The organism is Paenibacillus sp. YPG26 (assembly GCF_023704175.1).
GTDB lineage: Bacteria > Bacillota > Bacilli > Paenibacillales > Paenibacillaceae > Fontibacillus.
On sequence record NZ_CP084530.1, the window covers coordinates 2,271,677 to 2,285,738 of the forward strand.

Annotated in this window: 18 protein-coding genes; 5 read left to right on the top strand and 13 right to left on the bottom strand. The window is 45.9% G+C overall.

The window, feature by feature from the left end:
- Window positions 1–10: 10 nt before the first annotated feature.
- Together LDO05_RS10675 and LDO05_RS10680 are read left to right on the top strand one after the other, a co-directional pair.
- The gene (locus LDO05_RS10675; RefSeq protein ID WP_251375387.1) at window positions 11–1,513 is read left to right on the top strand and encodes a methyl-accepting chemotaxis protein; all 1,503 of its coding nucleotides are present in this window, start codon (window positions 11–13) and stop codon (window positions 1,511–1,513) included.
- Between the two features lie 148 nt (window positions 1,514–1,661).
- On the top strand, window positions 1,662–1,916 hold the full coding sequence (locus tag LDO05_RS10680) for a WGxxGxxG family protein (RefSeq protein ID WP_251375388.1): 255 nt from the start codon (window positions 1,662–1,664) through the stop codon (window positions 1,914–1,916).
- 162 nt (window positions 1,917–2,078) lie between these two features.
- Here the strand turns inward: LDO05_RS10680 and LDO05_RS10685 are convergent, their stop codons facing one another.
- The 3 genes from LDO05_RS10685 to LDO05_RS10695 are packed head-to-tail and all read right to left on the bottom strand — an operon-like array spanning window position 2,079 to window position 4,301.
- Window positions 2,079–2,798: an ABC transporter permease gene (locus LDO05_RS10685; RefSeq protein ID WP_251375389.1), complete on the bottom strand. Its 720-nt coding sequence runs from the start codon at window positions 2,796–2,798 to the stop codon at window positions 2,079–2,081.
- Window positions 2,798–3,586, bottom strand: a complete 789-nt coding sequence (locus LDO05_RS10690) for an ABC transporter permease (protein ID WP_251375390.1) — start codon at window positions 3,584–3,586, stop codon at window positions 2,798–2,800. Before LDO05_RS10690 ends, LDO05_RS10685 begins: the two co-directional genes overlap by 1 nt.
- The gene (locus tag LDO05_RS10695; RefSeq protein WP_251375391.1) at window positions 3,570–4,301 is read right to left on the bottom strand and encodes an ABC transporter ATP-binding protein; all 732 of its coding nucleotides are present in this window, start codon (window positions 4,299–4,301) and stop codon (window positions 3,570–3,572) included. Before LDO05_RS10695 ends, LDO05_RS10690 begins: the two co-directional genes overlap by 17 nt.
- 204 nt (window positions 4,302–4,505) lie before the next feature.
- Here LDO05_RS10695 and LDO05_RS10700 point away from each other — a divergent pair, with 204 nt between their 5' ends.
- Together LDO05_RS10700 and LDO05_RS10705 are read left to right on the top strand one after the other, a co-directional pair.
- The gene (locus LDO05_RS10700; protein ID WP_251375392.1) at window positions 4,506–5,219 is read left to right on the top strand and encodes a LytR/AlgR family response regulator transcription factor; all 714 of its coding nucleotides are present in this window, start codon (window positions 4,506–4,508) and stop codon (window positions 5,217–5,219) included.
- Window positions 5,216–6,103 (top strand): sensor histidine kinase, encoded by an 888-nt coding sequence (locus LDO05_RS10705; protein ID WP_251375393.1) that lies wholly within the window; start codon window positions 5,216–5,218, stop codon window positions 6,101–6,103. The genes LDO05_RS10700 and LDO05_RS10705 overlap by 4 nt, the downstream gene beginning before the upstream one ends.
- On the opposite strand, the gene LDO05_RS10710 is transcribed toward LDO05_RS10705, so the two are convergent.
- The 3 genes from LDO05_RS10710 to LDO05_RS10720 all read right to left on the bottom strand — a co-directional run bounded on the left by LDO05_RS10710 (window position 6,100) and on the right by LDO05_RS10720 (window position 7,611).
- A complete protein-coding gene (locus LDO05_RS10710; protein WP_251375394.1) occupies window positions 6,100–6,633 on the bottom strand; it encodes a hypothetical protein in 534 nt (177 codons plus the stop codon). The genes LDO05_RS10705 and LDO05_RS10710 overlap by 4 nt on opposite strands.
- A gap of 30 nt (window positions 6,634–6,663) precedes the next feature.
- Complete coding sequence (locus LDO05_RS10715) at window positions 6,664–6,945, bottom strand: hypothetical protein (protein ID WP_251375395.1); 282 nt, start codon at window positions 6,943–6,945, stop codon at window positions 6,664–6,666.
- A gap of 69 nt (window positions 6,946–7,014) precedes the next feature.
- Window positions 7,015–7,611 (bottom strand): TetR/AcrR family transcriptional regulator, encoded by a 597-nt coding sequence (locus LDO05_RS10720; protein ID WP_251375396.1) that lies wholly within the window; start codon window positions 7,609–7,611, stop codon window positions 7,015–7,017.
- An 80-nt stretch (window positions 7,612–7,691) separates the two neighbouring features.
- On the opposite strand from LDO05_RS10720, the gene LDO05_RS10725 reads away from it, so the two are divergent.
- Window positions 7,692–8,753 (top strand): alpha/beta fold hydrolase, encoded by a 1,062-nt coding sequence (locus tag LDO05_RS10725; RefSeq protein WP_481856983.1) that lies wholly within the window; start codon window positions 7,692–7,694, stop codon window positions 8,751–8,753.
- 6 nt (window positions 8,754–8,759) lie between these two features.
- Here the strand turns inward: LDO05_RS10725 and LDO05_RS10730 are convergent, their stop codons facing one another.
- From LDO05_RS10730 to LDO05_RS10760, 7 genes are all read right to left on the bottom strand, one after another.
- Window positions 8,760–9,845, bottom strand: a complete 1,086-nt coding sequence (locus LDO05_RS10730; RefSeq protein ID WP_251375398.1) for a DNA alkylation repair protein — start codon at window positions 9,843–9,845, stop codon at window positions 8,760–8,762.
- A gap of 169 nt (window positions 9,846–10,014) precedes the next feature.
- Entirely contained in the window at window positions 10,015–10,731 is a 717-nt protein-coding gene (locus tag LDO05_RS10735) for a class I SAM-dependent methyltransferase (protein WP_251375399.1), read from the bottom strand.
- Between the two features lie 38 nt (window positions 10,732–10,769).
- Window positions 10,770–10,997 carry a DUF2188 domain-containing protein gene (locus LDO05_RS10740; protein ID WP_251375400.1) on the bottom strand — a complete coding sequence of 76 codons (228 nt, stop codon included), beginning with the start codon at window positions 10,995–10,997 and terminating at the stop codon, window positions 10,770–10,772.
- 54 nt (window positions 10,998–11,051) lie between these two features.
- Window positions 11,052–11,936: a non-homologous end-joining DNA ligase gene (ligD, locus tag LDO05_RS10745; RefSeq protein ID WP_251375401.1), complete on the bottom strand. Its 885-nt coding sequence runs from the start codon at window positions 11,934–11,936 to the stop codon at window positions 11,052–11,054.
- On the bottom strand, window positions 11,933–12,820 hold the full coding sequence (locus LDO05_RS10750) for an ATP-dependent DNA ligase (RefSeq protein ID WP_251375402.1): 888 nt from the start codon (window positions 12,818–12,820) through the stop codon (window positions 11,933–11,935). Before LDO05_RS10750 ends, ligD begins: the two co-directional genes overlap by 4 nt.
- Before the next feature lie 21 nt (window positions 12,821–12,841).
- Window positions 12,842–13,825 (bottom strand): non-homologous end joining protein Ku, encoded by a 984-nt coding sequence (ku, locus tag LDO05_RS10755; RefSeq protein ID WP_251375403.1) that lies wholly within the window; start codon window positions 13,823–13,825, stop codon window positions 12,842–12,844.
- 39 nt (window positions 13,826–13,864) lie between these two features.
- Window positions 13,865–14,011: a hypothetical protein gene (locus LDO05_RS10760; protein ID WP_251375404.1), complete on the bottom strand. Its 147-nt coding sequence runs from the start codon at window positions 14,009–14,011 to the stop codon at window positions 13,865–13,867.
- Window positions 14,012–14,062 lie beyond the last annotated feature (51 nt).

A 14,062-nucleotide genomic window follows, 5' to 3' on the forward strand; every position in this document is an offset into this window, starting at 1 on the left:
AATTAAGAGAATGACAGGAGAGCAAAATGCATTTTCAAAAATAAGACAAGAGGATGTGCGCAAGAAGAACGATTTGATCTTTCGAGCATTAGCGGTAACAGTAGTTCTTGCAAGCATTACATACTTTTCAGTCGACCAAACGATGAGTATCAAGATCATTATGACTGTACTGGATCTGTTTGTCCTGCTGGTAATTGGCGTTCTACACTTCGGCAGAAAGTGGGAAGCATCTGTTCCTTACGTAGCCATAGCCGGAATCGTCTCCATTTTTACCGTATCCACCATTTACATGCCAAGTCTTTCTAACCTGTTTCAGGCCTTCTTCTTATTGTCTGTCGCATTAATCTATATGAACAACAAGATTCTAGTTACCGGCGCCGTCGCTGGAGCTTATGTCCTGGCCTTGAACATGTATATAAATGGGGCCGCCTTTGGATTAAAGAAAGATAACATCATCGGGTTGTGGTTCTACTATTTGATTGTTGTTGTGCTTCTGATTGCTTTCCAGAAGGTCGCTAACCGCATGATTACAAATTTAGCGGATACACAAATGAAGACAGAACAATTGATGAATAAGCTAAGTGAGCATGAGAAGTCGCTTCGTGAGAATGTAGTAACGATTTCGGGGAACATGGAGCTTATATCACGGGGAAGCAGTGAGAATGCCGTCTCCTTTGGCGAAATGAATCATGCCTTTCATGAGATTACGAAAGGGATTGTCTCCGAGTCCGAGGTTCTGGTAACGATATCGGAATCCGTCCACAGCAGCAATGCCAAGCTTGCCGACATGTTCCAATCTCTGGGTCAGCTTCGTTCAGGCATTCAAGACGCAGCAGATTCCTCCGAACGCGGGGATGCCACCATTGATGAAATGCACCGGATGATCACCGACTTCGGCGGACAAATTCAGGCGGTTAGCGATCAGGTCGATGCCCTGGCTGCGCAGATCAAAGGCTCCTCCGAGCTAATTACCACGCTGCAGGATATCGCGTCTCAGACCAATTTGTTGTCCCTCAATGCAAGCATTGAAGCTGCAAGGGCCGGTGAGAGTGGACAAGGCTTTGCCGTTGTCGCTTCAGAGATCCGCAAGCTGGCTGACTCAGCTTCCAGAGCCGCAGACGAGATTTCGGGCAACTTGACTGCCGTCATTGACCAATCTGGCAAGACCCAGGTCAATATGAATATGATTGCTGAACAGATGGAGATCTGCCTGGCTATGACGCAGGAGACCCGGGATGTCTTCGCCGAGATTAACGAAGCTGTGGGAGAGCTTAATGAGAGAACGGCCAACTATGATCAATCCATCTCAGACATTCAGTCCTCCTCCCATTCTATTGAGGAATCCTCCGTGCATCTGGCCTCGGTAAGTCAGCAGACTTCCGCCACGCTCGAAGAACTGTCAGCCACCATTGATTCCTTGGTTCAGCAGAACAAGGCTGTGCTAGAGCATATTAAAGAGAACGAAACAGCACTTAACCAACTTATTCAAATCGAAGAAAAATCTAGTTCATAACTAAATTATATACTTGCCAATAAGAACGGCAGCCACTGGACTTTAGACCGGAGTCCTCATGGCTGCCGTTTTTTGTCTTTGATTCACTTTAACTCAGATAGGTTAGATAATGAACAGACTTCACACTAACACCGAGGAGCTGATCATCATGAAAAAAGTAAAGACTATGTTTTTGACCGTACTCATCGTTTCCAGCTTGGGAGCAACTTCTGCCTTCGCCGAAACCGAAGATACGAATGCAACTACCGACACGGGTGCAACTACTACTCAGACGCAGTCTACCGATAATGATGATGATAACGGGAATTGGGGTCTGCTTGGTCTGCTTGGTCTAGCCGGATTGGCTGGTCTGAAAAGACGCCATCACGATGACCATGTGGTCCGCACGCCAGATAGACACTAAATAATCCAAGCAAAATCGACTTATTGCAATCTTTAATTGAGGCATAGATGCTCTCGTTATGATTAACGAGACAGCACCATACAGCCCTTTCGCTTCCCCATAGGAATCGGAAGGGCTGTATGCATTTACCGACAGAGTTCCCTTGCCCCGCTGCCCGGCTAGCTAACGTACACTGCGACAAGAGAACAACCAAGCAGAAATCGTTAGCAATACTACTGCCCATGATACTTGAGTCGTTAGCCCGGACCATTTGTCCAAATAGATATTTACTGATGGTATAGAAAAAAGATTCATTGTAGCGAGGGTTGGTAAAAACTTGGCTAAATGAGAAATAGCTAACAACATCTGGCTAAGTCCCAGCACAAGCGGAAGCATAATCGCAATAGGTGTTATAAGCGATTTAGTCATAATTGATAACGCTGAGGTAATCCAAGCTAATTGAATCCAACTCAGTATGGCAACAGAAGCATTTTCGAGCAACCGGAGCATGAGGGAATCTGTCCATTCCATATTATGTTGTAACATAAGGAATATTAAAGCAAGCACACAGCAGACGATCCCCATGAGCAGCACATGAATCCAAAGGTTAGCCAACTTCACACCTAATAGTTGCAGCCTTGATGGTTGCGTGAGAAGTGTTGTTCTGAGACTGGAATGAGAATATTCTTGTCCGAAATACGCTGCACTGGCAACAATGATGCCCGGATGACCTAAATAGAGGGCTTGCATGAAGAGGGAAATGATCTTCTGCTCGTCCACTGACCTGGGAGCATCCAAGGTTATTAAGTAGATTAACGGTAAAATAACTGCTCCAATTGTTCCTAGCACACACCAGCCATAAGAGAAAAATTTGGTTCTCTCACTCCCGAGCGCCGCATACATCAATATCTTCCTCCTACATCTCTACGAGTAAAAGTGTAATAACAAGCAATGAATACAATTATCAACCATATGAATAGTACGGTACCACCTTTTATTGGATCGTGTTCATATGCGTCTGTTGGTGATGCAAAGAGAAGGTTGCCTGCTGCCACCGGTAGATACTCCCCCCACTCCCACCTTTGTGCCAAATAATTACCGAGATTATAAATTTGCGGAACCAAAAAGGCCAACGGAATAACCGCATTTCTAAAGAGTATTCCGATCCCACACGAAAGTAAGGTCAATACAATCCAGTCCAGTACAGAGAAGCCGATAAACTGCCAAGCAATTGAACTTAAATATAATGGATGCAATCCCAGCTCCCCAAAAGCCAGATGCGTGATCGAAATTGAGGCATAAATAGCCAAAAATGACATGACCGCCGTACTTATGATAATGGCGATTATTTTCGCGCCTAACACCTTAATACGACTGCTTTGACACAACAAAGTAGTCCGCAGTTGGTGATGCTTATATTCACTTGCCCCCGTAATACCTCCAAATACAACCATCGGCAATATTCCAAATGCCACCATATCAAAACCGAAGTAGTCTAAAGGGGGTAGAGCTTGCTCTAGATTAGGGTGAAGCTCTGGTGTCGCGTCTAACCCAATCTGAAGATAGCTTTTTGCTGCTATAAGAGCTAGCAAGGGTTGAACGACAATAACTAAAGCACACATGATCCACCACGCATTGCTGGAATAGATCTTTTTCAGCTCAAAACGAATGACTCTAGAAAATCCCCCCATCGCCTCTCCCTCCTTCTGTTAGAGAAAAGAACACATCTTCCAGTGATTCCAGATTGCTCATAACATGCTGGAGTTCACCAGCTGCTATTATTCGTCCATCATTAATAATAATTACATCGTCTGCCACGGCCTCAACTTCAGATAGAATATGTGATGACAACAATATAGTCTTGCCCATGTCTGATTGCTGACGAATAAATGTTCTGAACCAGCGAATTCCTGTTGGGTCAAGTCCATTAGTCGGTTCATCAAGAACAAGATATTGAGGGTCTCCCAATAAAGCCGCAGCAAGTCCGAGGCGTTGTCCCTCACCCACTGATAAAGTTCCTAGCTTCGCTTTGTTTCTATTTGACAGACCAACTACACTCAGTACCTCAGATACACGCCGGATAGAGATGTTGTTGCTTTGTGCTATGATTTTCAGATGGGTCTCCACTCTCCTGGATGGATTCCCTCCTATTCCGTCAAATGTGGCTCCTACTACCTTCAAAGGAGCAGCAAAAGATACATAATTACGCCCGCCGAAGGTTGCCGTTCCAATTGAACGATCTAGTCCTAATAAAATACGAAGAGTTGAACTTTTACCTGCACCATTGGGTCCAAGAAAAGCCGTGATTCTCCCTGGCCTAGCTACAAAAGACACCTCGTTAAGGATATCTCTGCCTCCTTGCCGTTTGGATAAATTCGATATAACAATATGGCCCGTAGTATCCATCGATTTAAATATCCCTCCATACATTACTAAATTCAGTTCTAATCATACATCCACTGCCACGCAGTTTTTCTTTCACGTAACAAACAACAACCTACATGTAACAATTGGAAATGATGTGTTAGAAGTTAATAAATGGATACGGGGACCGGTATCTTTTATAATGATTGTAAGGGGTTTCCATAAATAACAGGGGGGAGCGAATCGGTGGTTATTAGAGTTGCTATTTGTGATGATGTACCTGATCTAGCAAAAACGATCGAAGATTTAATGTTAGACTATGACTCTTCGCTATTTGAGATTGATATATTCTACAGTCCATTCCGACTGATTGAATATCTTGAAGCACATACATATGATTTGTTTGTCTTGGATATTGAGTTTCCCGATTTATCCGGAATAGAGATTGCGGAGACCATCAGACGGCATAACACTTCTTGTCCAATTATCTTCATCACGAGCTTCAAAGAGTATATGGAGAAGGCTTTTAAGGTTAACACGTTTGATTACATTTTGAAGCCAGTAACCAAAGCCTCCTTGTATCCAGCCCTGGATCGCGCGATTAAATATCTGGATTTGGATTCTTCCAAATTCATGTTCACCTTCAACAAGGTTTTTTACAGCTTATCTTTTAGTGAAATTATTTACTTTGAGAAAAATAAACGAAGTGTGCTTATTCATACACCCTCGGGAACCTATGAGACGATACTTCCGACAAAAACCCTTTTATCCAAGATTAATGAGCATTTTGTGCAGGTTCACACCTCATATATCGTTAATATTAGACATGTGAAGCAGATCAGCCATAATACCATTATTGCCCGCTTAAGTGGGAAGGACACTGTGGAAATACCCATAAGTCGTAAATACATTGACCATGCCCGAACACAAATTTTAATGAAACTAAGGGACTTCATATGATGAATAAACAAGATTCAAGAAAGAAACCAACAAATGTATATCTTCAAATGACACTCGCGTCCCTAATTTTGGTATTGATTCTTGGTTCGGGTACGGTTGTATTATCTGAGAGCACCTTTATTAACAATCCAAAATCTACTTTAGTATTGATTGCGGCTTGTGTTATTTATATGAATATTTGCATCCTATATTTCTACAGATCCCTCGGTAACTATTACAAGCAGCTTGAGAGAGCCACCACGCAAAAAATTGCCTACGAGGCGGAGTTGAGGTTCTTCAAGCAGCTTAAGCATTCTCAAGCTAAACTCTATGCAATGAAACATGACCTGAACAATCAGTACATCGTTCTAATGGGGATGTTAAATAAGGGGGATGTTGCTGGGGCTGAGAAATATCTAGAGAGTTCGATGCAAAAAGTCGAACATCTTGATTATTTTTTCACAAATAATTATGTGCTGAACTACCTTCTTAATGAGAAGAAGTCGATTGCCGAGAGCCACGGCGTAACTTTTAACGTCAAATCTTTTCTCTCGGACAAAATAACCTTAGATACGGATATTATCGCTGTAGTGCTAGGTAATTTAATAGATAATGCCTTAAACGCAGTCTTACGTCTCTCTAACCCTCAAGAGAAAGAGATTTCACTTCTTATCAAACAATTTGATAATAACCTGCTTATCGAAATTACGAATATGTTCGATCCTACGGAGCTGGGAACTCGCAAAAATAGACAAATCAAGGGGATCGGGATTAAAAATATCAAAAGAATTGTTGAGGAGAATGGCGGCATTTATAGACAATGGGTTCAAGATCGTCAGTATACCGTTAGCATACTTATACTTAATGTATATGAAACAGAAATTAATCTCTCCCCCGTCCATTAATTCACTTCGATAACAAAAACCGATGAAGTATCACCACTTGAATAGTCTCCAACACCAGATGCCCATACCGCCGAAACGTGGTAGTAATAAGTCCCTTTTTCTAAAGGTGCACTAAAATATCCTTCCTTCAAGAGCACGGGGACTGGTGTATCGTTATCCTTTAACTGATGAAGGTTCAACACCTTCGGAGCAGGCTTGTAGTCGTAGGAAATATATACTCTTTCTCCGGCGCCCACAACAGTTGGTTTCTCACCTTCCAACAGGGTTCTTCCTCCTACATAGTCAGCACAGCCTAACTTACCCCAGCAATAACTACTTTGCGTCACTTTGATCGGGGATGTCCGTGAAGTTACCCTGGGGAGCGGTGGGGATTCTTCATGCACAGGAATACCCACCCGTGCAGCGAAGCCTTCAAGCCTTGTATTATTTATGAGCTGACCGCCTAAGGTTGTTAAATAAAAGAAGAAGATCATAACCAATACTATAAGCAAACCGGTACCCACAATAAGCTTTCGCTTTCTCCTCGTCATGCCTATGCCTCTCCCTTTATCTGATTGTGCTCACTTACGCGGGTTGGACGAAGTGAGCTTGATCAGTTTAATTACAATAAATAAGACAATAACGCATAGTACAAAAATCCGATCCAGATTCAGCACCATGTCCTCATAAGCAACCTTTCCAGGATCCGAATAGAACGTGTATTTTTCATATAAAAGATCAAAATTTACATAATAATCCATACCAGAACTGCGCATAACAGTAACGTTCTTATTTTCTGTTGTAATCCAGGCAGACAGGAAATACAGAACAATAGGGACAAATATAGCTATCAACTTTTTCATATGATCTCCTCTAGATTAGTTATCTATAGTACAAACGTTCATATAATCAAAAAAGTTTAATATTTTGACTCATTCATTTCTGCACAGCATACTCAGATGGTCATCAATCATGAACTCTATTCGCTTCGCTTCCAGCCTGCCTGGCTGCATGATCTGATGAATTGCCAGTCCATCAATCAAAGCATACAGCTTCTCGGTCTCAATCTCAGGCTCCAGATTAGAGCTGGCGAGCCCGCGTTCTACTAAGGTATCAATGACAAATTTAGATGTCCTGTACAGGCCATCATGCATTTCATTGCTTAATGTTCTGAGTTCTGGGTGAATCAAGGCCTTCGCGTTAAACGAGAACCAAACCTCCATTTCTATCGTTCTCTCATCATCAAGGGGTAGAAATTGCAAAATGAGCTGCTTCAATTCCTGAGTTATGGGCCCGTTAAATGTCATCCGCTCAATGCGCTTCTCGATCCGTTCACGAAAAATGTTCATACAGAAGGCAAAAAGCTCTGCCTGAGTAGAGAAATAATGTCTCATTGACCCAACGGATAAGCCTGCTTCCGCCGCGATGTTGCGCACACTCGCTTGCTCTAATCCGGACCTCCGAATAACCTGAATTGCCGCATCGGCAACCCGTTGTCTTTGTTTATCATGATCTACAATTTTTGGCATAAGTTCATTATAAGTTTTTGTCTTATTTAATACAACGTGTTATATTCTTTTTAGTACGATGTACTATAAAGGAGGTTGTTATGATATCCAATCACTTGAATCAACCTGATACACCCGTAAAGGCATCTAAAAAGTTCCGATGGAGGAGAACATTCCTCCTCTTGTCTGCTGTCCTGCTACTGCTGGTCAGCTCCGGATTCGGATATGAGTGGTATGCATCAAGGCAAGCGAAGGCGGATTATCCACCGCCCGGAAGGCTGATAGATGCGGGAGGCTACAAGCTGCATATCAACAAAATCGGCAGTGGATCCCCCACCATTCTCCTTGAGGCTGCGTCTGGAGAGACAAGTCTCTCCTGGAAGGACATCCCGAAGGAGCTGGCCAAATCTGCCACAGTGGTCAGCTATGACCGGGGAGGCTTCGCTTGGAGTGAGCAAGCAACGACACCGCGAACGGGGCCCAATATTGTCCGCGAGCTGCATACTGCGCTGAAGAATGAGGGTATTCAGGGGCCCTATCTGCTTGTGGGTCATTCTCTTGGAGGGGTGTATTCCAGGCTGTTCGCACAGACCTATACGGAAGAGGTTGCCGGTCTGGTACTTGTTGATGCCAAGCCTGAAGATGATGATACAAGAACCGCTCCCATCTTGGCCGAGGAACATTTTCAGAAGCCTACCCCTTCTGCCTTTGTCTCTAAGCTATTGAAGCAGTCTGGAATTATGCGCATCTTCCAGGACAGTCTGTTAGAGGGCCTTGTTAAGGAGAGTGACCGCCCTGAATTCATCAATGTCATTGCCCAGCCCAAATACTTCGATGCTGTTGAGGAAGAGGGGGAATCCGTACCTCAATTAGCTAACCTGGTGCGCGGGCATCAATTAGGCGCTCTACCCATACGGGTTATTGCCCGTGGACTTATTCCGCCTGAGAATGCCCGATCCGGACTCTCTGCAGAAGCCGGTAAGCGTATTGAAGAAATTTGGCAAGAAGGCCAAAGGGAGATGCTGAGGCTATCTACAGACAGCAAGTTAATCATTGCCAGGAACAGTGGGCATTACATCATTCATGATGAACCTGGACTCGTCATTAAGGTTATTCAGGATTTGATACAAGAAATCGCTGAGCGGACACCAAACAGACCTTAGCTCCAGCTAAGGTCTGTCCATAAGCTCAAATGGAACGGTCGCCATTTCCTGTCCGTTCACAATAATACCCAGCCGATGCATTCCCGGGTAGTACTTGCGCGTGGTAATCGGCTTGAAGGATTGCTTTTTCACTATAGTAGTGACACCCGGGTTATACAACCTCTCGGACAGCTTGAACCGCTTCAATGACAGCTGTCCATTGCTTCTCATGTATCCGATCTCATATTCGATGCGTACCTTCCTAGGCTCGTCCGACTGGTTGAGAATATCGAAGGAGAAGTGCAGGTAATCGCCGACGATAACGCTTGGATTAATCACGGTGAGTACTTGAACCTCCAGGGCTGAACAATCTCCCAAGCCGAACAGTGCAAGTGCCTGCGGGTTACCTCTCTTGATCAGAGTCCGCAAGCCGTGCCTGACAATCCAGTCTGTATTCGGGTTGTGTCCGTTCCACTCTTTTGCAATATCAAGTACAAGCTCTGGATGATCCTTCGAAATGTCATTGAGATTATTCGCCACACTCTTGCGGACATATTCGGAAGTATCCTCCTTCAATGCTTCAAGGATCGGCAGAATGGGCTGAGGATCTTGCTTGAATAAGGTCAAGCTGATGCCCCAAGGCAACCTCGGTCTGCATCCTTCTGAAGCAAGCCTGCGGACATGCTCACTGTCACTCGAAGACCATTTCAGCATTTGCTGCATCATCCGCTCAGGGTCTTGAATGATGAACGGTCTCACCGCGAATTCCGAGCTGGAAGAGGATGTGAAATGCTCCAGAGCGCGAATTGAGATATCGTAATGCTCAAGACCATTCAACTCAACAAAATCCGGGAAGAATAAATATTCAAACCCCTTGCACTTCGGCGCAATCTCGGTCAGAATGCCAATCGCATCCCCATAACGATCCGGCAGAGTTCGCGTCAACGTGGCTGCTATGTGACGGATCCGCTGCTTAAGCTCCCGGTCTTCCCAAGCGTCATCATAGATGAGGTTAAGGAAGGTCTGTTCATCGAACAACGAATAGGCTTCCTTTACAATACATACGAATTGATCAAAGAAATCTCTTGAATACAAGTCCTTCAGTGCATCCATCAGAACCAGCCCCCTATCTTGGTCTGATGATAACTGAAATAACTTGCAATGTCTATTTGGACCTGGACCATCACGTCCATGGCTAACAGGAACGGGCTGTCCCTCTAAGTCATGGAATGACTTGTTAGAACAGCCCGCGTTGGAAGTAGTATAATATGAGATATCTATTCTACTTAATTCTCTGGACAGCAAAAGAAATAGACTGTGCCCGAAACTCCGTAGGCTCCTCATACTTGTCCTCTTCTATTGACTGCAGAACGGACGTCTGCTCCAGCACATTCCAGCCATCATACACCTGTTCAAGGATCTGAACTGCTCGGGTTGATGACAAATTGAGCTCTATCAGTGTCTCAAGCTCTTTGCCCGAGTTCATCTCAACCTCCTGTACATTGGTATTCATCCCGATACAGTGGATTCCGCCAAGACGTGTCCCCTGCTTCATCCGCTCCAGAACCTGGATGAGGGCTTCTTCAGAAGAGACATGCTCCAGACAGCCGCAAGCAATTATATAGTCATATTCTTCATTACCAAAATCGGTATGCTCGGCATCGCCCTTCCTCGCATCAACAAGCTCCTCAACGTCATACTGTGTCGCGTTCTCTCGAAGCTTATCCACAGCCTCGTCAAGCAGATCGATACCTGCCACTCTGCTTCCGGATCCCTTAAGCTTAAGGGCTACTGGAATCGTATTCCGGCCAGCACCGCTGCCGAGATCCATAATATTAAGCTTCTTCGTATGTCTCATCAGGCGATCCAGCAGTTCCATAACTAAGGGAATGGGCTCCGACATCCAGGTTCCTGGTTCCAGAATTTCCTTCTCGTTGTACAACTTGCTATGATAAGTCTCTTCAGCCTTGCGGGCTTCCTCGAATTTAGCCTGGTCCATCTCCACTCCACTCCTATTCATGTTGTTCTCACAAGATCTCAACCCCGCGGGGGAAACGGATCATTCCCATAGCTGTTGGATTCGGAGATCTTGCCGTCCTTGTTGTGTATCTTATGTTCCGTCTCTTCCTTCTTCGCTTCTTCCCGGCCCTGGTCTTCAGCAGCAGCCGTGGTTCTATGGTGATTAATCTTGTTCCCGTCCTGCTGGTTATCCCAACCGCCATCCGGATTAGGCGTAGTATGAATAAATTCGTTTGTTTTCGACATTCGTCTTCACTCCCTATAGTTGAATTACAGATCCAATTTACCCGGTTAAACTCTCTATTTCACAAAAGCGAGCACAGCATCCAGCGACTGCTGTGGTGTCTTGGCTATCAGATCGCCGTATTTGTTCAGACGATCTTCCGTATTCAGAAGGTTAAAGTCCTTAGGGTCCACACCTGCCCGAACCTCCTCCCAAAGTAAAGGGGTGGACACGGCAGCATGCACCCCGGCTCTCGGCGTATAAGGCGCTGACAAGCTCTTGCCTGCGGCATGCTGAACATAATCAATGTAGATTTTGTTCCGCCGCTCCTTGATCATCCTCTCAATGGTGAACAGATCAGGATACTTCTCTGTTAGGAATTTCGCGAGAAATCGCCCCACCTTGCGCAGCTCACCAAACGTATAACCCCGCTTCACGGGAATGATAATCTGTACTCCTGTAGCTCCGCTGGTCTTGGGCACAGACTCAATATCCATCGACTCCAGCGCCTCACCGATTAATGCTGCGGCTTCCATCACTCTTGGCGCCAGCTCTTCACTTGGATCGATATCAAGTACCCATTCCGCAGGCTCCACGCCCCCGATATACTCGAAGGATGGATGAAATTCAAGTGCAGCCAAATTGCCAAGCCACAACAACGTTGGAAGAGAATTCAGATTAATATAGTTCACGCCGTCTCTTACAGCGGTATGAACGAATTCTGGAAGCGGATTGGGAGCATTTTTCTGGTAAAAGGACTTGCCTCCCACCCCATTCGGATACCGGATGGTAGTAAGATACCTGTTCTCGCAGTAAGGTAGGAGATAGGGCGCCAGCATAATCAGCTTTTGCAAATACATAGCTTTGTTAATGCCAAGCTCCGGCCAGAGCATCTTATCCGGGTGTGACAGCTCCAGCTCGTATCCTTCCACCTCGAAGATTGCTGTGTTCCCGCTGCTCATAAAGGAATTCCCCCTAAATCTATTAACCTTGGATGCCGAAGAAGTCCCTGAGCGGTGGTCTCCCTGCCGCTTACTCTGGCTTCCAGCGGAATATCAAGCCACCTGACATCGGCATTTCTCAGCCCTTCCGGAAGCTCACAGAAATAATCTTCCTGCTGCGAATGGGCACGGAGCTGTCTCAGCCTCGTCTTCACCCGCTCGTTCAGTCCTGAGGAGATCCGCCCGAAATATTGCTCTCCTCTACGCATCACCAGACTGGAGATTCGCCCACTCTTCCAGATTACGCCTACGATATCCACATCGAAATGAAGGATCGTCTTCCGCTTGAACCAATCTTGGTGATCCTTGCCTTCGCTGTATTTGCCCCAGCGTGTCTTGCACACCATTCCTTCCCAGCCTTGCTGAACTACCCAGCTCCAAATGGCATCGCCATCCTCGAATTCATCAGCTAGATACAGGGGCGGTTCCCATGCTTCTGTCAGCCTCTGCAGCTGCGCTCTTCTCTCCTCATAGGCCAGGCCGCGAAGGTCCAGATCTCCAAGGCGCAGGAGATCGAACATGATGTACTGCACCGGGTTCCGGGTTGCTGCTCTACTAATCAGGGAAGCATCCGTTAGCTTGTCCCGCTGCTGCATAAGCTGAAAGTTGGGCTGGCCGGTAGCCCCATCAAGAATAACGGCCTCCCCATCCAGCAGGAAGGTCCCTGAATACTGGGAGAGGGCCTGAACCAGATCCGGGTAGCTGTTGTTCCTCAGCAGCATTTTCTTGGAATACAGCTCAACTGTACCTTCGTGAACCCAAGCGATTATCCGGAAGCCGTCCCATTTCAACTGGTAGACCCACTCTTCACCGTAAGGATGCTCATCTGTAAGTATGGGTGACATTGGCGTGAAAAGACGCATTGCTTATGAGCCCGTCTTTCTTCGCCGTGGCTTGGCTGTTGTCTTGCCAGCGGATGGTGATTTGGCGGCAGATCTTGAAGATGTGCTGCGAGCTGTTGCTTTGCTCTTGGATTTTGAAGCGGGCTTGGAACCTGTTTTGGCTGAACGCTTTGCTGTCGGCTTGCTTACAGGTGTGTTCTCTGATTCTTCCCCGTTCCCCCCTTCCTTGGCTCCTACTGCTTCCTTGCTCATCTTGAGACTCGCTTTCAGTGCATCCATCAGATCGATGACATTCGTCTTCTTCTCTTCTGGAGCAACTTTCACTTCTTTGCCTTCCACCTTATCCTCGATCGCATCCATTAAGCGCTCCCGATATTCATCTTCGTACTTGCCCGGTTCGAATGGTGCGGCGAGCTGGTCAATCAGCATTCGGGCCATTTCCAGCTCCCGTTCATCTACCTTCGTCTGCTTCGGCAGGTTAGGAATCTGTTCCTTCGGACGAATTTCTTCAGCATAATACATCGTTGACATGGAGAGGACCCCGTCCACAATCCGCACGGCAGCCAGACTGCTCTTGGAACGGATGCTGACATTCGCGATACCGATTTTCTTTGTATCGAGAAGCGCCTCCACCAGCAGATTATATGCGTGCTCGCCGCTCTCCTCCGGAGCTAGATAATACGTCTTCTGGAAATAAATCGGGTCGATCTCGGAGAGGTCAACAAAGTCGAGAATCCGGATTTCACGTGATGTCTCCGAAGCAAGCTTCTCCAGCTCTTTTTTCTCAAAAGTCACAAAATGTCCCGGTTCATATTCGTAACCCTTGACGATTTCGTTCCAGCCCACATTCTCTTCACATTTTGGGCATGTGCGGTGATACTGGATAGGAACATTAAATTCCTTATGCAGCATTTTCATTGGAATATCGTTGTCATGAGTCGCGGTGAACATTTTGACCGGGACATTGACGAGACCGAAGCTGACTGCACCTTTCCATACCGTTTGCATCTTGAGCCCTCCATTTGGTCAATTCCCCGTGCGGGTAGATTACTTCGTATTACCCTTAAGCAGCGGCCTGCTAATCAGGTTAGATGCATACCTTACCGGGGCGGGAATTCGATACATGACCAGGTTCCAGAATGAATCCTGCCAGAGCTCGCTGTCGGATGCAGCCACATGCAGATCTTCAACCAACGGATTCTGGTAAGGCAGCCAGAGATCCTAAATTGACGAATCCTTGAAATG